Here is a 20,178-nt window from a genome sequence, read left to right on the forward strand (position 1 = left end):
CTATCCGAGACCTGGCAGTATGCCCCATTCGGCGGAGAACGACGCGCCCGGGTCGAGCCAGCGAAGACCCTCCCCCGAGTTGAAGGCATCGGCCGGCGCCGTCATCGGCTCGATCGCGACGGCCGTGCTCACACCCGGGTAGACCGTGCTCACGAAGATGTGCGCGTAGGCGAACGACGCGTCGGCCCACAGCGTCACGCGCCGGCCGTCCGGCGCGGCGAGAACATGCTCGTGCCGGCCGCCGACCTGCTCCAGGGCGGTGAAGGCCGTGTCGATGCCGAGGTCCCCGACGCGCCGGCCCTCGCGCAGGTCGGAGTCCCCGGAGACGGCGACCTTCCCCGTCGGGATGGACCGGTCGTCCGCTTCGAACATCTCGTGCGCCTTCACCGTCAGGGTGAGCTCCTCCGTCGCGACACCGGAGATCCTGAGGTAGGGATGGGCACCGAGCGCGAACGGGGCGGCGTCGTCCGAGAGGTTGGTGAGCTCCTGGGTGACGGTGAGCTGCTCCTGGGTGAGCTCGTAGGTGGCCCGGTGCACCAGGTGGAACGGGTAGCCGTGCTGGGGGAACACCTCCGCCTCCAGGACCACGCGCGACGGAGCGGAATCGACGGCCCGGTAGCCCGTGTTGCGCAGGAGCCCATGGCTGGCGTTGCCCTTCGAGGGTTCGGTGATGTCGAGCTGCTGCTCCTTGCCGTGGAGGGTCCAGCGGCCTCCGGCGATGCGGTTGGGCCAGGGCGCCAGGAGGATTCCTCCGCCCCCGGCCGGGATGTCGCCGTCGCCCCAGGTCTCCGTGAGGGCGACGCCGTCGCGCTCGTAGGACCGCAGGGCGGCGGCGAGGCTGGCGACGACGACCGTCGAGGAGCCGGCCCGCAGGATGTGGTTGGTGCCGCTGGCGAGCCGGGAGTGCGTCATGCTGCGATGCTACCGCCGGTTGTCGCGACCTCCGATCGGTTCCCGGCACCGGCATCTCCCCCTATGATAAGTTTTGTTCGTTTTAGTTCGGACTCGTTCGAGTCCTCGGGGTGAGGCAGGAGGACCATGCTCGCAGCGGAACGGCACGCAGCCATCCTCGAGCGCCTCACGCACCAGCCCGCGGTCCGGGTCAGCGGACTCGCGCTCGCACTCGGCGTCTCGGAGATGACGGTCCGGCGTGACATCGACACCCTCGAGGCCCGCGGCGCCCTGATCCGCGTCCATGGCGGCGCGGTCCGGCCCGGCAGCCTGAGCTCGGTCGAGGCCGGCTTCGACGTCAACCGCACGCGGGGCGGACGGGCGAAGGAGCAGATCGCGGCGGCGGCGGTCTCGCTCCTGGTCCCCGATATGACGGTGTCCATCACGGGCGGGACCACCACGTATGCCCTGGCGCCCCTGCTGTCGCGCGTCCAGGGCCTGACCGTCATCACCAACTCGCTCCCCCTGGCGGACGAGCTCCACCGCCTGCACGCGGCCTCGCCCGCCGAGGCCCCGCAGGTCCTCCTCTCGGGCGGCCAGCTCACCCCGTCCAAGGCGCTCGTCGGCCCCCTCGCCACCAGCACCATCGCGTCCCTCCACGCGGACCTGTGCTTCATGGGAGCCCACGGCGTCGACACCGCCGCCGGCATCACCACCCCCAACCTCGCCGAAGCCGACACGAACCGGGCGTTCGCGCGCACCTGCGGCAAGCTCGTGATCCTCGCGGACTCCACCAAGCTCGGCGTGGTGAGCCTCGCCCGCGTCTCCGCGCTCGATGCCGCTGCCGCGCTGGTCACCGATCGGCAGCCCGACGACGACTACGCCGCCCTGACCCGCATCCTCTGCCATCCCGTCCCCGACCCCCACCTGGAAGAGCGCCCATGACCTCCATCACCCCGACTCGCCTGTCCGACGGGCGAGAGCTGATCTACTTCGATGCGCTCGGGGGCAGCGCCGCCCTGCACCGCGACGCGGCGGCCACCCATGACACCCGCGGGCTCCCGCCGCGGGGGCCGGCCGGGACCGCGCGCTACGACGCCCTGACCGGCGAGTGGATCGCCGTCGCGGCGCACCGCCAGTCCCGGACGCACCTGCCACCGGCGGACCAGTGCCCGCTGTGCCCCACGACGCCCTCGAACCTGTCGGAGATCCCCACCGACTACGAGGTCGTGGTGTTCGAGAACCGCTTCTCCTCCTTCGGCCCGGATCTCGGCGACCTCCCGGCCACGCCCGAGTGGGGTACGACGGCGCCGGCGTACGGCCGGTGCGAGGTGGTCGCCTTCGACTCCGCGCACGAGGGCTCCTTCGGTTCCCTCAGCCCCCAGCGTGCCAGGACCGTCATCGACGCCTGGGCCCACCGCACGGAGGCGCTGTCCGCCATGCCCGGGATCAAGCAGGTCTTCTGCTTCGAGAACCGCGGCGCGGACATCGGCGTGACCCTGCTGCACCCCCACGGCCAGATCTACGCCTACCCGTTCATCCCGCCCCGCGCCGCGACCCTCGCGGCCCGGGCGGCCGAGTTCTTCGAGGCCTCCGGCGGGAAGCAGACGCTCCTGGGCCACGCCCTGGCCGCCGAGCGGGCCTCCGGGGACCGCATGGTGATCGAGGGGAAGCACTTCAGCGCCTTCGTCCCCTTCGCGGCGCGCTGGCCGCTCGAGGTGCATTTGGTCCCCCACCGCCGGGTGGCCGACATCGCGGGCCTCACCGGGGAGGAGCGGGACGAGCTCACCACGGTCTACCTGGAGCTCCTGGGCAGGCTGGACGCCCTCTATCCCACCCCCACGCCGTACATCGCGGCGTGGCAGCAGGCTCCGATCGACGACGCCCTCCGGCCCGCGAGCTATCTGCACCTCCAGCTGACCTCGCCCCGGCGCGCCGCCGACAAGCTGAAGTTCCTGGCAGGCTCGGAAGCCGCCATGGGGGCTTTCATCAACGACACCACCCCGGAGAAGGTCGCGGAAGCACTGCGCAGCGCCACTCCCGCCACCCGGAAGGATCCCGCATGAACTCCCCCACCGACCTCGCAGCAGCCTTCACGGACCGCTTCGGCGGCGAACCGGACGGCCTCTGGTCCGCTCCGGGACGCGTGAACGTGATCGGCGAGCACACCGACTATAACGACGGCTTCGTGCTGCCGTTCGCCATCAAGCACTCGACGACGGTCGCGGCCGCGGTGCGTCCGGACCGGATCGTGCGGGTCGCGTCGACGTTCGCGCCCGATGACGCTCCGGTGACGGCCGATCTCGACTCGCTGGAGGAGGGTGGCGTCCAGGGCTGGGCCGCCTATCCGCTCGGCGTCCTCTGGGCACTGGAGCAGTCGGGTCACCGCTGCCCCGGGATGGACCTGCTCGTGGATTCGTCCGTGCCGGTCGGCGCCGGGCTCTCCTCGTCCGCCGCGCTCGAGTGCTCCGTCGCCGTCGCCGCGAACGAACTGTCGGATGCCGGGGTCTCCCGGCGTGAGCTCGCAGCGATCGGACAGCTCGCCGAGAACCGCATGGTGGGCGCACCCACCGGCATCATGGACCAGTCCGCATCACTGCTCGGCGAGGCCGGGCACGCGGTCTTCCTCGACTGCCGCACCACGGAGTCGAGGCTCGTGCCGCTCGACCTGGAGGGCGCCGGACTGGAGCTCATGGTCATCGACACGCGCGTCAGCCACTCCCACTCCACGGGTGGATACGCGGCGCGCCGCCGCTCCTGCGAACTCGGTGCCGAGCTCATGGGGGTCCCGGCGCTCCGGGACCTGTCGGTCGGGGACCTGGCCGAGGCCGCGGGCGTGCTGGACGAGGAGACGTTCCGGCGCGTCCGGCACATCGTGACCGAGAACGCCCGGGTGGAGGACACCGTGAAGGTGCTCACCGAGAAGGGACCCGCGGAGATCGGCCCGCTCCTCGTGGCGAGCCACGCCTCGATGCGCGACGACTTCGAGATCTCCTGTGCAGAACTCGACACGGCGGTGGACGCGGCGCTCGACGCGGGAGCCATCGGTGCCCGCATGACCGGCGGTGGTTTCGGCGGTGCCGCGATCGCCCTGGCGCGGGTCGGTGACGTCCCGGCCATCCGGGACGCCGTCGAAGCCGCCTTCGCCGCGGCCGGTTTCCGGGCACCGGTCATCTTCAGCGTCCTGCCCGGTGCGGGTGCGGCCCGGATCGCCTGAGAGCTTCCAGGAATGCAGAGGGGCCCGCAACCTCCCGGTTGCGGGCCCCTCTGCTCGTGATCCGCCTCAGCCGGCCGGCAGGCCGGGCGTCCGGATGCTACTCGTCGCCCCGGAGGATCGCGAGGAGTCGGAGGATCTCCACGTAGAGCCACACCAGCGTGACCGTGAGGCCGAAAGCGGCCGTCCACGAGTACTTCTGGGGAGCACCCTGCCGGACACCCTCGCTGATCGAGGTGAAGTCGACGATGAGCGAGAAGGCAGCCAGCCCGATGGCGAGGAGCCCGATGACCAGACCGAAGGGGATGTTGGTCCCCGGGATGTCAGCACTGCGGAGTCCGAACATGCCATCGGTGGCACCGAAGACCATCAGGCCGAGGTTCAGCAGGGAGAAGGCCGCGTAGCTGATGATCGCGATCATGAAGAACTTCATGGCCTTCGGGGTGGCACGGACCTTACCGCTCTTGAAGAGGGCGAGGGTGACACCGAAGACGATCAGCGTTCCGAGCAGCGCCTGCAGCGCGATGCCCGGGAACATGCTCTCGAAGAACATGGTCAGGCCACCGAGGAAGAGGCCCTCGAGACCCGCGTAGGCCAGGATCAGCGCGGGCGACGGCTCACGCTTGAAGGAGTTGACGAGGCCGAGAACGAAACCGCCGAGCGCACCCAGCACCATGAGGGGAAGGGCGAGGCCCGGAACGAGGAACGCAGGGATCGCGGCTCCCACCAGGACGACTCCCAGGGACAGGAGCGTCTTGACGATCACGTCGTCGAACGTCATCCGGCCCGTCTGCGCGGGTCCGGCGGACGGCTGGTTGTACATGTGCTCCAGCTGCTGCTGGTTCGCGACGGTCTGACCCGCGTAGGTCGTGGTGCCGAAGCCTGCAGCCGCGTTGCCCCGGGTAGCGGAACGGAAATTCTTCCCGTTGAAAACCGGATTACCGCCAAGTGCCATTTCTGTAGTCCTCCAATAGGGGGCTGAGTGTTGTTGAAACCCTACCAATTCCAACGGTCCGGCCGGGGTTTTGTTCCCGGGCACCCGGCCGGACCGGAGGAATGGCAGCCGGAATTACAACACCAAGGTCCCTTGGTAAAACTTTCGTTACCGAATCGCTACCTCGTCGCGACGCTTTTGCGAAATCACGAAACATGCCGCTAGTAACATGATCCCCACGCCCGTGACACTCGTCACAACTCTTGATCCCGTCGGCTCGCCGCCGGGCCTGCCCCCACCGTGGAGGTTCCCATTTTGATTCCCCTATCGACGCCTGCACGGATCAGGAGGTCCCTGCTGCTGGTGCTCGGACTCCTGGCCACCGTGCTGCTCGGCGCCCCTGCGGCGCAGGCGTCTCCCCAGCTGCCCGACCAGGCACTGCACCAGGTCCGGACCGCCGGCACCGTCCAGGCCCAGGAGTTCGACAACCGGATCGGCGGCGTGCTCCGCGGTGCCGACGGTCCGATCGCCGACGTCACCGTCACCGCCACCGGCAACGGATTCGAAGGGGAGGCCACATCGGGCCCCAACGGCGCCTGGAGCATCGGGGTGCCCGAGCAGGGCACCTACGAGGTTGCCATCGACGAGGACACCCTTCCCGAGGGCATCGCCCTGGCCGAGGGCCAGGAGAACCCCCGCCAGGTCACCTTCGCCAACACCTCCAGCGCCACCACGCTGTTCCTCTTCGGCGAGGGGATCGTCGCCCAGCAGACCTCCTTCCTCGAGACACTCGCCGAACGCGCACTCGCCGGGTTCAGCTTCGGCCTGCTGCTCGCCCTGAGCGCCGTCGGGCTGTCCCTGATCTTCGGTACCACGGGGCTCACCAACTTCGCCCACGGCGAGATGGTCACCCTCGGCGCGGTCCTGGCCTTCGCCTTCGCGGCCGCCGGCCTCCCGATCGCCGTCGCCATCGTCCTCGCGGTCCTCGGCGGTGGACTCCTCGGCTACGTCCAGGACGCCGGGCTGTGGAAGCCCCTCCGCCGGCGCGGCACGGGACTCGTCCCGATGATGATCGTCAGCATCGGCTTCGCGCTGGCACTGCGGTACATCATCCAGTTCTTCTTCGGTGGCGCCACGCAGCAGCTGCCCGGCTCGCAGAGCCAGATCATCGATCTCGGCTCCATCTCGATCTCGCGCAACAACCTGACGTCGCTGATCGTGAGCCTCGTGATCATCCTGGCGGTCGCGTTCCTGCTCCTGCGGACACGCATCGGCAAGGCGACCCGCGCGGTCGCCGACAACCCCGCCCTCGCGGCCGCATCCGGCATCGACGTGGACCGCGTCATCCGGATCGTGTGGGTCATGGGCGGCATGCTCGCCGCCCTCGGCGGGATCCTCTGGGCCTACTACCGTCCCGGCGTCTCCTACAACATGGGGCAGCAGATCCTGCTGCTCATCTTCGCCGGCGTCACGCTCGGTGGCCTGGGCACCGTCTTCGGTGCACTGGTCGGCTCCATCATCGTCGGGCTGTTCGTGGAGATCTCCACCATCTGGCTCGAGGCAGACCTCAAATACGTGGGAGCACTGCTGATCATGATTCTCGTGCTCCTGTTCCGGCCGCAGGGTATCCTCGGCCGCCGAGAGCGCATAGGTTAGGGGCTCCCCATGGACTTCGGAAACATCCTCATCAACGCGTTCGGCGAACTGATCAGCCCGACGACGGCCGCCTACGCGCTCGCCGCTCTCGGCCTCGCCGTCCACTTCGGCTACTCGGGTCTGCTGAACTTCGGCCAGGCCGGTTTCATGGCCGTCGGAGCCTACGGGTACGCCATCTCGACGCTCAGCTTCAACGCTCCGCTTCCCGTGGCCGTCCTGGTGGCGCTGCTGGCATCGGTCGTCTTCGCGATCGTGCTCGGCATCCCCACCCTGCGCCTCCGCGCCGACTACCTGGCCATCGTGACCATCGCCGCGGCCGAGATCATCCGGTACATCGTCACGACCAACGGCCTCACGGACATCACGGGATCCGCGAACGGGCTCGCGGCGTTCGAGGGCGGGTTCTACTCGCTCAACCCGTTCCGGAACGACAGCTACGCGGTCGGCCCCCTCGACATGAGCGGACGGGACCTCTGGATCCGCGTCGTCGGCTGGGCCGTCGTGATCCTCGCGTGCCTCGTCGTCTGGCTCCTGATGCGCAGCCCCTGGGGCCGCGTCCTCAAGGGGATCCGCGAGGACGAGAACGCGGTGCGCTCGCTCGGCAAGAACGTCTACGCCTACAAGATGCAGGCACTCGTGATCGGCGGTGTCCTCGGTTCGCTCGCCGGCATCATCTTCACCCTGCCCCGCGGTGCCGTCCAGCCCGCGAACTACGCGACCGAGCTGACGTTCTTCCTCTACACCTGCCTCCTCCTCGGCGGTATGGCCACTGTCCTCGGCCCGGTCATCGGGGCGATGATCTTCTGGGTGGTGCTGTCGTTGACGCAGGGACTCCTGTACGGCGCGATCGAGGTCGGCGCCATCACGTTCCTGTCCAATTCGCAGGCGGGTCAGCTGCGCTACATCCTCGTGGGTGTCGCACTGATGCTGCTCATGGTCTTCAGGCCGCAGGGCGTCCTGGGTAACAAGAAGGAGTTGGCGTTCGCATGACCGGCAACCACGGCGACAGCAACAGCAACGGCGCGACGGGTAGCACCGCCGGGCTCCCCGACGGTCCGGGCGGTGCCCACGCGGCAGGCGTCCCGGCGGACGGCGGCGGTCCGGCCCCCGCGGCGGGAGTGCCGCACGACCACATGACGGACTCCGAGCCGATCACCAGCGAGGCGGCCGGCCCCGGGTGCCGCAAGCGCGACCCCATCGTCGTCGCCCGGAACGTCACGCGCAGCTTCGGCGGCATCAACGCCGTCGACGTCGAGCACCTCGAGATCCCCCGGCACAAGATCACGGCCCTGATCGGTCCCAACGGCGCCGGGAAGACCACCCTGTTCAACCTGCTGACGGGCTTCGACGTGCCGAACAGCGGCGACTGGGAGTTCGACGGGAAGCCCCTGGCGAAGGTCGCCTCGCACAAGGTGGCACGGATGGGCATGGTCCGCACGTTCCAGCTCACCAAGGTCATGGGCAAGCTCACCGTCATGGAGAACATGCGGCTCGGCGCGACGGACCAGCCGGGCGAGAGCCTGGCCCGCGCCCTCTTCAAGGGGATCTGGGGCGGGCGTGAACGCGAGATCACCCAGCAGGCCGAGGTGCTGCTCACGAAGTTCAAGCTCGACACGAAGCGGGACGACTACGCCGCCTCGCTCTCCGGCGGGCAGCGCAAGCTCCTCGAGATGGCCCGGGCGCTCATGGTCCGGCCTCGGCTCGTGATGCTCGACGAGCCGATGGCGGGCGTCAACCCGGCGCTCACGCAGTCGCTCCTCGACCACATCAAGAACCTGAAGTCGGAGGGGATGACCGTCCTCTTCGTCGAGCACGACATGCACATGGTGCGCCACATCGCCGACTGGGTCGTGGTCATGGCCGAGGGCAAGGTCGTCGCCGAGGGTCCGCCGGACATCGTCATGAAGGACCAGGCCGTCATCGACGCGTACCTCGGCGCCCACCACGACGTCGACCTCGGGGACTCCACGGGCATCGAACGCCTCGAGGAGGAGCTCGCGCAGGACGAGGAGTCGGTCGTCGGCACGGAGGACGAGGGAATCCTCGGCCACGGCGTCACGGAGGTCGGCGGCGCACACGCTGCGGGCTCGCACAAGGATGAGGAGACGAAGTGAGAGAGGAATTCGAGGGCGACTCGGTGGTCAAGGTCACCGACCTCGTCGCGGGCTACATCCCCGGCGTGAACATCCTGAACGGCTGCAGCATCGAGGCACGGCGCGGTGAGCTGATCGGCATCATCGGCCCCAACGGAGCGGGCAAGTCCACACTCCTGAAGGCGATGTTCGGCCTCGTGAAGGTCCACTCCGGCACCGTCGTGGTGCGTGGACAGGACCTCACGGGCCTGAAGGCGAACCGGCTCGTCAGCCGGGGCGTCGGCTTCGTGCCACAGAACAACAACGTCTTCGGCACGCTGACCATCGAGGAGAACCTCCAGATGGGCATGTACCAGCGGCCCAAGGACTTCAAGGAACGCTTCGACTTCGTGGCGGGACTCTTCCCCGAACTGGGCAAGCGCAAGGCGCAGCGGGCCGGCTCGCTGTCGGGCGGCGAACGCCAGATGGTCGCCATGGGCCGTGCGCTCATGATGGACCCGGCCGTCCTGCTGCTGGACGAGCCCTCGGCGGGCCTCTCCCCCGTCAAGCAGGACGAGACGTTCCTCCGGGTCCACGAGATCAACCGTGCAGGGGTCTCCGTGATCATGGTGGAGCAGAACGCGCGCCGCTGCCTCCAGATCTGCGACCGCGCCTACGTGCTGGACCAGGGCAAGGACGCGTACACGGGGACAGGCCGGGAACTGATGAAGGACCCGAAGGTCATCCAGCTGTACCTCGGCACGCTCGCGGACACCGCCTGAGCGAAGTCCGGTGATCCACCGGGCACGGGAGTGATCCGGGCGCAGAGCGCAAGGGGTGGGCGGAGCCGGCAGCGGCTCCGCCCACCGCCGTTTAATGGCCGCTAGGTTGGGGAAAAGAGACGGGCAGGACGACGGAGGGACCCCGGACACATGGCAGGACTGGCCAGCACCACGATCGGCAAAGGGTTCGAGATCCTGTTCCGCGGCATCAAGCACGTACGCCGGCACCGCCCCATCCATGCGCGCGGTCTGAGGCTCGACGGCGACGTCGTGGTGCACGACCACGGCCTCCGCAGCGGGATCCCATGGATGGACCAGCCGAGCACGGGCCCGGCCACGGCGCGCCTCTCGCGGTCGGTGGGGACCCCGGACGGGCTGCCGGACATCGTCGGCCTCGCGGTGCGGATCCATCATCCGGAGACCGCGCCGGCACCGTCGACGTTCTCGGACGTCCTGCTGTCCTCGACCGGGTGGTCCTTCCCTGCGCGTTTCGCCCTGGTCCCCCGGCTCCGCACCTCACGGGCTCCCCTGACCACGATGATGCCGTACCGCGGCGAGGACGGCCCCGTGCTGCTCGGTGCCCGGACGCTCACCCCCTCGGGCCTGCCCTCCTCGCTGCGGGCGTTCCAGCGGGCGCTGGGCGCTGCTCCGTGGCAGCTCGGCCTATACTTCGCGACGCCGCGCGGTCCCTGGCAGCACTTCGGCACCCTGACGCTCCGCCTGGACCTGCAGGGTGAGGAGAAGGACCTGCACTTCGACGCCGTGCTGCACCCCCTGGCCGGCGCCGGGACCTACGACTGGGCCCGCCGGGTCCGCGAGCCCTCCTACGCCCTCTCCAGGCGCCGGCCGGGGGACGCCTGACCCCGCACCGCCCTGCCCAAGGCCGCGCGGTCGACGCCGCGCCTCCTCGGCTCACGCCGTGCACGGAGAAGGCCCCGTCCACGCCTTCCTGGGAAGGGTGGCCGGGGCCTTCTGCGTGTGTCTTCCGATCGGGAGGGAATCCCGGACTAGAGCTTTCCGACCTCGGAACGGCTCGGCTGGGGCTTGTTCTCGGCGTCGTACTTGTAGATACCGATGGCGGCCTCGGTGGGGTCACCGTTCTCGTCGAAGGTCACGGGACCGGACACTCCGTCGTAGTCGATGTCCTCGCCCTCGCGCAGGAGCGTGACGCACCCCGCGAAGTCGAAGCACTTGGTACCGTCCTTCGAGACGGACTCGAGCTGCTTCGCGATCTCCGTGCCCTCGACGCTTCCCGCGGCCTCGGAGGCGAGCGAGATGAGGTTCACGGCGTCGTAGCTCTCGCCGGCGTAGGCGTAGCTGGTGAGGTTCGGGTCGATCGTCGCGAGGCTCTCCTGGAAGCCGGTTCCGGTGAAGGGGCCGGGGATGGTGCCCTGGGCTCCTTCGAGGGTTCCTGCGTCGAGGTCCGCGCTGTAGTCGGAGGTGTTGCCGTCGACCATGAACAGCGTGCTGGCATCGATGCCCTTGGCGACGAGCAGCGGGACGATGCTCTTGGCCTCGTCGAAGCTGATGAGGACGATCGCATCCGGCTTCGCCGCGGCGATCGCGTCCACCTGGCTCGAGAACTGCGAGTCACCCGTGTTGAACATCTCGTTGGCGACGACCTGGCCGCCCGCCGACTCGACGGTCTCCTGGATGGTGCCCTGCAGGCCGGTGCCGTACGCGTCGTTCAGGGTGATCATGCCGACGGTCTGGGCGCCACAGGTCATGATGTAGTTGCCGAGCGTGCGGCCCTGGAGGACGTCCGAGGGAGCGGTGCGGAAGTACAGTCCCTGGTCGTCCCAGGTCGTGAACTCGGCGGCGGTGTTGGCGGGCGAGAACTGCACCACGCCGGCACCGGTGATCTGGTTGATGACGGTCTTCGAGACGCCCGACGATGCGGCACCGACGATGGCGCTGACGTTCTGCGAGAGCAGATCGGTCACGGACTGGGTCGCGATGTCGGTGGTGGTGTCACCGGAATCACGGTGCGTGATCGAGATGTCCTGGCCCAGCACACCGCCTGCGGCGTTGACTTCCTCGACGGCGAGGTTGACGCCGGCGATCTCGGGCGGGCCGAGGAACGCGAGGGTGCCGGTGGTCGGCAGGATGGAGCCGATCTTGAGCGGCTCCGGGCTCGTGGTCTTGCTGGCCGGTACGGCTGCGGGATCACCCTTCTCGCCCTGCTCCTCACCGGTGCCGCCCTCGCTCTCGGGACAGGCCAGTGCAGAAGTGCCGGCAGCAGCGGTGGTCTCGGTGTCGCCACCCTCGGCCTCGGAACCCGTGGTCCCGCCGCCACCGCAGCCGGAGGCAAAGAGCGCGATGCCCAGGCTCAGGGCAGCGACCTTTGCCGCGCGCGGGGCATTCTCCCCGATGCCGAACCGCGCGGAGTTGCGTGATGCAGTCATTAATTAGTCTCCTCGACCGAAAGGCTCTTGCCGCCTTTGACGCGATTGCCAGGTGTTCCTGGCTTGTAGGAAAAACTAATGCAATTTTGTGTCTGAGATAAGGGAATCGGGTTACATCCTTGTAACGCTCATCACAGGAGGCGGAACGCACTCTTGACAGCGGGCGCTACTCAGTCCACTGCCTATCGACGGACGGCAGCCGTGCGGTTCGAAACAGGACGGTGGGCCGTGGACGGGGAGTGCCCCAGCAGGGACTCGAACCCTGACTGAACAGATTTTAAGTCTGCTGCCTCTGCCATTGGGCTACTGGGGCCGGCCGGCCGGTCAAGCGTACCGCGGACACGCGGACCTCCCGGACACGCTCCACGAAGAACGACGGCGACCCCGGGGAGGCGGTCGCCGTCGTTCTTCGTGCTGTGCTGCGCTACGTCAGGCGGAAGCCTTCGCGGATGCGGCCTTGCCTGCCGGCGTGGGCGGCTGGCTCTGCAGCGCCGTGTCCTTCTTCGGCGGCGGGGTGGCCGCCTCGCGGAACTGGCGCTGGGGCGTCTGGAGGTCCGAGATCGGGGCCAGGTCGCGGCCGAACAGGAAGCTCATGCTCCAGTTGACGATCACACGGGCCTTGCGCTCGTACATGGGCATCGCGAAGCCGTGGTAGCCGCGGTGTGCGAGCCAGGCCGGGAAGCCCTTCATGCCGAAGCCCATGATGTTCGCGACACCCTTGAACTGGCCGAATCCGGCCACGGCGCCGAGGTTGGTGTGGCGGTACTCCTTGACCTCACCCAGCCCGTAGTTCGCCGCCAGGATGTTGGCGGCGAGGAGCTTGGCCTGGCGCACAGCGTGCTGGGCGTTCGGGACGCAGAAGCCGCCGACTCCCCCACCGGTGAGGTCCGGCACGGCAGCGACGTCGCCGGCGGTCCAGGCATGCTCGACAGGTCCGTCGTCACCCGTGATGCGCAGCTCGGGGGTGGCACGGACGCGGCCGCGCTCGTCGACCGGGAAGTCGGTGGAGCGGACCACGGGGTTGGCCTGCACACCGGCGGTCCAGATGAGGGTGTCGGTCTCGAACTCGTCGGCGGGCGTCTTGTCCGGCATGTTGATGAGCTTGAGGGTGCCGTCGACGGCGCTGGAGAGCGACGTGTTCAGCAGGACCTCGATCTGGCGGGAGCGGAGGTGGCCGACGACCCACTCGGCCTGCTCGGCGGTGACCTCGGGCATGATGCGTCCCATGGCCTCGACGAGGACGAAGCGCAGATCGGAGCGGCTGAGGCGTCCGTTGGCCTTCACGGCGTCGCGTGCCGCGTCCTCCATCTCCGTGATGGTCTCGATCCCGGCGAATCCGCCGCCGACGACGACGAAGGTCAGGGCGCGATCGCGCTCGGGACCCTCGGGCAGGACGGAGGCCGTCTCGATGCGCTCGAGCATCCGGTCGCGGAGCGCCACGGCCTCCTCGATGGTCTTGAGGCCGATGCCCTGGTCCTTGAGCCCGTCGATCGGGAAGGTGCGCGTGATGGAACCGGCAGCGACGACGACGTCGGTGTAGCCGAGGTCGAACGGGTCACCGCCGCCCGTGGGGGCGATCGTGGCCTTGCGGCCTGCGTGGTCGATCGAGGTGACCTTGCCCGAGATGAGCTCCGTCTTCCGCAGGTGCTTGCGGTGGGACACGATCGCGTGGCGCGGTTCGATGCTGCCGGCGGCGACCTCGGGGAGGAACGGCTGGTAGGTCATGTAGGGCAGCGGATCGACCAGCGTGACGATCCCGCCGTGGTCCTTGACCTTTTTCTGCAGCCTGTGCGCGACGTAGAGGCCTACGTAACCGCCGCCGACGACGAGGATGCGCGGGCGGTCCGAGAAGTGTGGGTTCGATGCCATGTCCCCGATGCTACCGGACTTTGTGAAAATCTTCACTAACTCCATGGCGGACGCGGAACCCCTGGCGCTCCCCGCTCGTTCCCGCGTCCCGGGACCGCCACGACCGGGCCCGGTTCGTCCCCGGCGGACGCGGTCCGGCGCCTCCTCACGCGGGTCACGTGCAGCCCCCCGCCCGCCAGCACGGCGAGCATCAGGGCGCCGGATCCGAGGACGACGACGGCGGGTACGGTGTGGACCGACGCGAGCGGATCCTCGGCCGTCGGTACCGGCGGTGGAGGGATCACCTCTGCCGCGGGGAGATCCGGCGGCGTGGGCAGGGGTGTGGGCGCCGTGCCCCCGCGGCGGTAGAGCTGGATCCACTCCGCCATGCTGCCGAGCCTGTTCTCCTCCGGCACCGCGAGGTCCTCCCCGACAGCGGCGGCGACGTCGAGCACGCCGTAGCCGTAGAGCGTGTCGAACCCCGGGCGGCCTGCATCGCGCGCGGTGCCGACGATGCGGTTGACGACCTGCGCTGCCGAGAGCTCGGGGTACCTGGACCGGATGAGCGCGGCGACGCCGGACACGAGGGGTGCCGCGCCGGAGGTGCCGGACCAGTCGGCGTAGAACCCACCGGGCAGGCCTCCGACGAGATTCTCGGACGGAGCGGCGACCGCGATGCTGATGCCCTCCGAGGACGCCTCGGCGCTTGCGACGCCGGACCGGTCGAGTCCTGCGACCGCGAGGACGCCGGGGATCGTGGCGGGCGCGCCGACCTGGGTCAGTCCCCCGGCCCGGTTGCCTGCGGCGGCGACGATGACGACGTCGTTCTGCTCCGCGTACAGGAAGGCCTCGTCCCAGCTCTCCGGCCAGGCGGTACTGGTACTGCCGAGGGACATGTTGATGACGTCGGCGCCGTTGTCGACGGCCCAGCGGACGGCGGCCGGTACCTGCTCGTCCACCGTCACGCCTGCGGGGTTGGGGCCGCTGTTCTGCCCCTCGATCCACACCGAGACGGCGAGCAGGTCGGCCTTCGGGGCCACCCCCACGATGCCGTCCGGCCCCTCGCCGTACTGGCCGAAGGGGTCCCGCGCGGGCGTGGCCTTCGCCGTGCTGCCGCCGGACGGCCGGGCCGACGGTCCCGCCTGCTCCGGTCCGTCGGTGTGCCCGCGTCCGGCCAGGAGGGTCCCGACGAGGGTGCCGTGGCCGGGTACCTCCCCGATGCCGCGCTGCCCCCGCGGATCTCCCGCGCCGGAGGCGTCCGTGCCGCCCACCACGGCACCGGCCAGATCCGGATGGTTCCCGTCGATCCCGCTGTCGATCACGGCCACCGTGACGCCCTCCCCCTGCGTGCTCCTCCAGGCCTCGGCGATGCCGTAGTCCTCGAGCCAGTACTCCTTGGCACGCACCTCGTCCGCCGCGGCGGGCACGGCGGCCGGCAGCAGGGCCACCAGGCCGGCGACGACGGCGGCGCCCGTCCGCACGGCGACGCGCCGTCGGGTGCGCATCAGCTCACCGTTCCCGCTCCGCGATGCCGAGGGCTATCCCGTCGAGGATGTCGTGCTCGCTCGTGACCGCCGTCGAGACCCGGCCGTCCGTGACGTCGGCGACGCGCTCCACGATCGACCTCCAGATGAGCGCTCCCGCACCGATCACGTCGACGCGGCCGGGGTGCATGTAGGGCAGTGCGGCCCTGTCCTGCCGCGTCATGTGCAGGAGGTCCGCTGCCGCCGCCGAGACCACCGGGATCGGCAGCTCCGCGCCGTGGATCCGCTCCGGCTGGTAGGACGGGAGACCGAGGGCGTGCGCGGTGACCGTGGTGACGCTCCCGGCGACGCCGACGATCTTCGTGATCCTGTCCAGAGGGACCTGCGCCGCGGCGTTGTCCATCATGCGGCCGACCTCCGCCTCCATCGCCGCGATCTGGTGCGGGGTGGGCGGGTTGTCCTTCAGGAAGCGCTCCGTGTAGCGGACGCACCCCATGTCGGTGCTCCGCGCGGCGATGAGGCCGCCGGTCGTCCCGGCCACGAACTCCGTGCTCCCGCCGCCGAGGTCGATCACCAGGACCGTCTCGTCACGGGCCGCTTCGAGGACGCTCACGGCGCCGGCGAAGGACAGCCTCGCCTCCTCGTCGCCAGAGACGACCTCCGGCTCGACGCCCAGCCGTGCCCGGATGCCGTCGACGAAGTCCTGGCGGTTCTCGGCGTCGCGGGACGCCGACGTCGCGACGAAGCGCACCGGCGGGTTACCGTGCCGGTCGATGAGCTCCGCATACTCCTCGGTCGCGGCGAAGGTCCGCGTGAGCGCCGCCTCCGAGAGGCGACCGGTCGCGTCGACCCCCTCGCCGAGGCGCACCACGCGCATGAGTCGTTCGACGTCGGTGAGGACCCCGTCCGCGATGTCCGCGATCAGGAGTCGGATGGAATTGGTGCCGCAGTCGATGGCAGCTGTACGCATTACTTCTCCTCGGTGGCGCCGCTGGGGGCTGAAGCGGTGGTGGAAGCCGGGGTGGACGCGGCGTGGGCCCCGGCGACCGGCGTGCTCGCGTCTGCCGTGCCGTCAGGCTCCGCTCCGCGGCGGCGCGCCGCCCGCTTCGCCTCAAGCTCCTCGGGGCTCAGGCCCTGGGTCCTGGTGTGCCGGCTGAGGTCGGCGTGGGGTGCCTGCCCCGTGGTGTCCCAGGCCCCGTCGCAGGAGCAGTGCTCCGGCGTCCACCACGGCGCTATCCGTGCGATCGCCTCGTCGCCCAGCGGATTGACCCCGGGTCCCGCCGCGAGCGAGTGGCCCACGAGGACGTGCAGGCACTTGACGCGGGTGGGCATACCTCCGGCCGAGACACCGTCGATCTCGGGGACCGGGCCGGTCCCGGCCCGCTGCCCGACGGCGTCGCGCGCGGCGAGGTACGCCTCGTGGGCGGCCCGGTAGCGCTCGGCGAGGCCGGCGTCGGCGGTCAGCCGGTCGCTCATCTCGGTCATGACGCCGTCGGCCTCGAGCCGCGACACGGCGGAGGTGACCACGGGATGGCTGAGGTAGTAGGTGGTGGGGAACGGGATGCCGTTCGAGAGGCGGGGTGCGGTGGTGGCGACGAGCGGGTTGCCGCAGACGCACCGCGCCCCGATCTCGACGACGTCCCGCACGGGGCGGCCGAGCTGGCGGCTGAGGACGTCGAGGTCGCGTGCGCTGGGGGTCCGGGGATCTCGTCCCTCGGGACCGCGCTCGTCGCGCTCGTCATGCTGGTCGTGGTGGGTCACGCTGTTCCTTCCTGGACGCTCCGGGGCGTACGGTTCGCGGGGGCGCCCGGCCCGCTCAATCTGTCGCTGCGCGGGCGACCGAGCTCCAGAGGGAGTCGACCCAGGGCAGGTCGGCCGGGTCGGCGGCCGAGCCCTCGCCCGTGCTGTCCTCGATCCCGTCGGCGCCCTTGACCAGGTACCGGGTCTCGCCCGGCATCACGAGGAAGATGCGCTCGCGCGCCTGCTGCCGAACGAAGGCCGGGTCGTCCCAGCGGGCGAGCTCCGACCGGTAGTCCGCCTGCTCCTGCTGCTGCCGGGCGATGTCCGCACGGAGCGCGTCGAGCTCCGCCTGCTGCTGCAGGTACCTGCTCACGGACGGCGCCAGCAGCACGATCACGGCGATGAGCACGACGGCGAGCGCCAGCAGGCGACCGGAGAAGGACTTCGCGGGGATCGGCGTCGCCTCCTCCGCCGGCTGGATGGCGGTCTCGGCACGACTGGCACCGAGCCTGCCGCGGCGGATGCTGCCGGCGAGCTGGGACCGTTCGGCGGCCCGCGCCTCGGACGGGGACGACGGCTTCGAGGCTCCGGGCGGAGTGGAGGCCGCGGCCTGGCGCACAGAGCGCGCAGGCGTCGTTCCCGCCGTTCCGCCGGCCCCGCGGGGATCCTTCGTCGCGGAGGGTCCTGCGGTCCGCGGTGCGGCGGTCCCGGGCAGTGCGGATCCCGAGGATCGCGGCCGGCCCGGGGACGGCACATGGCCACGACCGGCCGATCCCGGACCGGCCGGGGTTGCGGAGGCGGACGTCCGCGGGCCGTGGGCAGGGGTCTGGCCCCTGGCCGTCCCGGGAGCCGGCCGTTCCTCCGCCACAGGCGTCGGACGGCCGGCTCGCGGCACGTTGGGGCGGCGGGCAGTCATGAAGCTCCTCGTCAATGCTTTCGCGTGTGGTCGCGTCGGGTCCCTCGCGGGACCCGCTTAACGAGGGTAACCGCCCTGCCGATCAACTGCGGATCAACTAGGCCGTGAAACGCGGGAAGGCGCTGCGTCCGGCGTAGCGGGCGGCGTCGTCGAGCTCCTCCTCGATGCGCAGCAGCTGGTTGTACTTGGCCACCCGCTCGCTGCGTGCAGGAGCACCCGTCTTGATCTGGCCCGCATTGGTGGCCACGCAGATGTCGGCGATCGTGGTGTCCTCGGTCTCACCCGAACGGTGCGAGGTGATCGTCGTGTAGCCGGCACGCTGCGCCATGGAGATCGCGTCGAGCGTCTCCGTGAGGGTGCCGATCTGGTTGACCTTCACCAGCAGCGAGTTGGCGGTCTGGTTCGAGATCCCCTTGGCCAGGCGCACCGGGTTCGTGACGAACAGGTCGTCGCCGACCAGCTGGACCTTGTCGCCGATCGAGTCCGTGAGGTGCTTCCAGCCCTCCCAGTCGTCCTCGTCGAGGGGGTCCTCGATGGAGACCAGCGGGTAGTCGCGGACGAGCTCCACGTAGTAGGCGCTCATCTCCTCCGTGCTGAGGGCCTTGCCCTCGAACTGGTAGGCGCCGTCCTTATAGAACTCGGAGGCGGCGACGTCGAGGGCGAACGCGATGTCGGTCCCCGGGGTGTAGCCCGCGCGCTCGACGGCGGTGGTGATGAGATCCAGTGCGTCGCGGTTGGACGGCAGGTTCGGGGCGAACCCGCCCTCGTCGCCGAGGCCGGTGGCGAGGCCCTTCTCCTTCAGCACGGACTTCAGTTCGTGGTAGACCTCGACGCCCCAGCGGAGTCCCTCGGAGTAGGACTGCGCGCCGAGCGGGACGATCATGAATTCCTGGATGTCGACGTCCGAGTCGGCGTGCGAACCGCCGTTGAGGATGTTCATCAGGGGTACCGGCAGGACGTGCGCGTTCGGGCCGCCGAGGTAGCGGTAGAGCGGCAGGGCCGAGGACTCGGCGGCGGCGCGGGCAATGGCGAGGGAGACACCCAGCATCGCGTTGGCGCCCAGGTTGGACTTGTTCTCCGTACCGTCCAGGTCGATCATCGCCTGGTCGATGGCACGCTGGTCCGCGGCGTCGAACCCGAGGAGTGCCGGCTGGATCTGCTCGATGACGGCCTCGACGGCCTGGAGGACGCCCTTGCCGAGGTAGCGGTCCTTCTCGCCGTCGCGGCGCTCGTTGGCCTCGAAGGCGCCGGTGGAGGCACCGGAGGGGACGGCCGCGCGGCCGAAGGTGTCGTCGTCGAGCAGGACCTCGACCTCGACCGTGGGGTTGCCGCGGGAATCGAGGATCTCCCTCGCGTGGATGGCGTCGATGATGGCCATGGATTTGCTCCTCTTCGTTGGAGTGTAGGGGTTCACATCATGTTGGGACGTCTTTGTCGGAGCAACGGAGGTGTTGCTCCCACCCTAGTTCACGTCCGTCCTGCACGTGGGGTGGATCACCCGCGTGTGACGCGGGCGGCGCCCTCGCAGGGCTCACGCACCGCCGACGACGTCCTGCTGGTAGTCCAGCACGGCCCGGCGGAGTGCGCGCTCGGGATCCACGCCGCTCGCCACGGCGCGCCGCACCAGCTCCAGCAGTTCCCGGCCCAGCCCGGCTTCTCCCGCAGGGTCGGGCCCGCCGTCGCCCCGCTCTCCCGCCCGTGCGAGCGTCTTGGCGGCGAAGGCGAGAGCCGGCAGGTGGTGCGGGATGCCGTCGAACGGCGACGTGCGGGCCGGGCGTTCCTGCTGCTTGACGGCCTGCCACGTGGCGACGATGTCCGCGACCGATCCGGCCGTTCCGCCGCGCAGGGCACCGTCGGGCGAGAACACGTGGGGATTCCGCCGCACGAGCTTGGCGGTCAGCCCCTCCGCGACCTCGGCGAGCCCGAAGGATCCGACCTCGGCCTGCAGCTGTGCGTGGAGGACCACCTGGAAGAGCACGTCCCCCAGTTCCCCGCGCAGTTCGTCCAGGAGCTCCTGCGACGGCCGCTCGGCGCGGGCGACGTCGTCGACCGCCTCGTAGAGCTCGTACGTCTCCTCGACGAGGTACTCGAGCAGTGACGCCGGCTCCAGCGCAGCCGTCCAGGGGCAGTACCGGCGGAGGAGGTCCACCACCTCCACCAGGCGGCCGACCGCCGCGCCCGGAGGCCTTCCGGGCGCGGCTCCTGGCCGTGCCGCTGCTGCGTCCGTCACCGGAGC

Annotated in this window: 18 protein-coding genes and 1 tRNA gene; 8 read left to right on the forward strand and 11 right to left on the reverse strand. The window is 70.0% G+C overall.

Features of this window, described 5'->3' with window-relative positions; translation table 11 throughout:
* Entirely contained in the window at positions 1-912 is a 912-nt protein-coding gene (locus tag ACX80L_RS05985) for an aldose 1-epimerase family protein (protein ID WP_459288327.1), read from the reverse strand.
* A gap of 126 nt (positions 913-1,038) precedes the next feature.
* Between ACX80L_RS05985 and ACX80L_RS05990 the strand changes: the two genes are divergently transcribed.
* The 3 genes from ACX80L_RS05990 to galK are packed head-to-tail and all read left to right on the forward strand — an operon-like array spanning position 1,039 to position 4,108.
* Positions 1,039-1,836, forward strand: coding sequence for a DeoR/GlpR family DNA-binding transcription regulator (locus tag ACX80L_RS05990; RefSeq protein ID WP_459288329.1), 798 nt, complete (start codon positions 1,039-1,041; stop codon positions 1,834-1,836).
* Positions 1,833-2,957, forward strand: a complete 1,125-nt coding sequence (gene galT / locus ACX80L_RS05995; RefSeq protein ID WP_459288331.1) for a galactose-1-phosphate uridylyltransferase — start codon at positions 1,833-1,835, stop codon at positions 2,955-2,957. Before ACX80L_RS05990 ends, galT begins: the two co-directional genes overlap by 4 nt.
* Complete coding sequence (galK, locus tag ACX80L_RS06000) at positions 2,954-4,108, forward strand: galactokinase (protein WP_459288333.1); 1,155 nt, start codon at positions 2,954-2,956, stop codon at positions 4,106-4,108. The genes galT and galK overlap by 4 nt, the downstream gene beginning before the upstream one ends.
* A 97-nt stretch (positions 4,109-4,205) precedes the next feature.
* Here galK and ACX80L_RS06005 read toward each other — a convergent pair whose 3' ends face one another.
* Positions 4,206-5,060, reverse strand: coding sequence for a Bax inhibitor-1/YccA family membrane protein (locus tag ACX80L_RS06005; RefSeq protein ID WP_133081989.1), 855 nt, complete (start codon positions 5,058-5,060; stop codon positions 4,206-4,208).
* A gap of 294 nt (positions 5,061-5,354) precedes the next feature.
* Between ACX80L_RS06005 and ACX80L_RS06010 the strand changes: the two genes are divergently transcribed.
* The 5 genes from ACX80L_RS06010 (at position 5,355) to ACX80L_RS06030 (ending at position 10,410) form a co-directional block, all read left to right on the forward strand.
* Positions 5,355-6,695, forward strand: coding sequence for an ABC transporter permease subunit (locus ACX80L_RS06010; protein WP_459267587.1), 1,341 nt, complete (start codon positions 5,355-5,357; stop codon positions 6,693-6,695).
* 9 nt (positions 6,696-6,704) lie between these two features.
* The gene (locus tag ACX80L_RS06015) at positions 6,705-7,685 is read left to right on the forward strand and encodes a branched-chain amino acid ABC transporter permease (RefSeq protein ID WP_133081987.1); all 981 of its coding nucleotides are present in this window, start codon (positions 6,705-6,707) and stop codon (positions 7,683-7,685) included.
* Positions 7,686-7,828: 143 nt separating this feature from the next.
* Entirely contained in the window at positions 7,829-8,809 is a 981-nt protein-coding gene (locus tag ACX80L_RS06020; RefSeq protein ID WP_459288806.1) for an ABC transporter ATP-binding protein, read from the forward strand.
* Complete coding sequence (locus tag ACX80L_RS06025; RefSeq protein WP_133081986.1) at positions 8,806-9,549, forward strand: ABC transporter ATP-binding protein; 744 nt, start codon at positions 8,806-8,808, stop codon at positions 9,547-9,549. The genes ACX80L_RS06020 and ACX80L_RS06025 overlap by 4 nt, the downstream gene beginning before the upstream one ends.
* Before the next feature lie 150 nt (positions 9,550-9,699).
* The gene (locus ACX80L_RS06030) at positions 9,700-10,410 is read left to right on the forward strand and encodes a hypothetical protein (RefSeq protein WP_459288336.1); all 711 of its coding nucleotides are present in this window, start codon (positions 9,700-9,702) and stop codon (positions 10,408-10,410) included.
* A 146-nt stretch (positions 10,411-10,556) separates the two neighbouring features.
* Here the strand turns inward: ACX80L_RS06030 and ACX80L_RS06035 are convergent, their stop codons facing one another.
* The 9 genes from ACX80L_RS06035 to ACX80L_RS06075 form a co-directional block, all read right to left on the reverse strand.
* Entirely contained in the window at positions 10,557-11,954 is a 1,398-nt protein-coding gene (locus tag ACX80L_RS06035; RefSeq protein WP_133081984.1) for an ABC transporter substrate-binding protein, read from the reverse strand.
* A gap of 240 nt (positions 11,955-12,194) precedes the next feature.
* Positions 12,195-12,267: transfer RNA gene (locus ACX80L_RS06040), tRNA-Leu, on the reverse strand.
* A 116-nt stretch (positions 12,268-12,383) separates the two neighbouring features.
* Positions 12,384-13,823 carry an FAD-dependent oxidoreductase gene (locus ACX80L_RS06045; RefSeq protein ID WP_133081983.1) on the reverse strand — a complete coding sequence of 480 codons (1,440 nt, stop codon included), beginning with the start codon at positions 13,821-13,823 and terminating at the stop codon, positions 12,384-12,386.
* A gap of 35 nt (positions 13,824-13,858) precedes the next feature.
* Entirely contained in the window at positions 13,859-15,307 is a 1,449-nt protein-coding gene (locus ACX80L_RS06050; protein WP_459288338.1) for a S8 family serine peptidase, read from the reverse strand.
* Between the two features lie 4 nt (positions 15,308-15,311).
* On the reverse strand, positions 15,312-16,256 hold the full coding sequence (locus ACX80L_RS06055) for a Ppx/GppA phosphatase family protein (RefSeq protein WP_459288340.1): 945 nt from the start codon (positions 16,254-16,256) through the stop codon (positions 15,312-15,314).
* Positions 16,256-17,047, reverse strand: a complete 792-nt coding sequence (locus ACX80L_RS06060; protein ID WP_459288342.1) for a DUF501 domain-containing protein — start codon at positions 17,045-17,047, stop codon at positions 16,256-16,258. The genes ACX80L_RS06055 and ACX80L_RS06060 overlap by 1 nt, the downstream gene beginning before the upstream one ends.
* Positions 17,048-17,102: 55 nt before the next feature.
* The gene (locus tag ACX80L_RS06065) at positions 17,103-17,942 is read right to left on the reverse strand and encodes an FtsB family cell division protein (RefSeq protein WP_459288344.1); all 840 of its coding nucleotides are present in this window, start codon (positions 17,940-17,942) and stop codon (positions 17,103-17,105) included.
* A gap of 97 nt (positions 17,943-18,039) precedes the next feature.
* Entirely contained in the window at positions 18,040-19,320 is a 1,281-nt protein-coding gene (gene eno, locus ACX80L_RS06070; RefSeq protein WP_133081978.1) for a phosphopyruvate hydratase, read from the reverse strand.
* Positions 19,321-19,473: 153 nt separating this feature from the next.
* The gene (locus tag ACX80L_RS06075) at positions 19,474-20,172 is read right to left on the reverse strand and encodes a MazG nucleotide pyrophosphohydrolase domain-containing protein (protein ID WP_459288346.1); all 699 of its coding nucleotides are present in this window, start codon (positions 20,170-20,172) and stop codon (positions 19,474-19,476) included.
* Positions 20,173-20,178 lie beyond the last annotated feature (6 nt).

The organism is Arthrobacter sp. MDT1-48-3 (genome assembly GCF_054511015.1).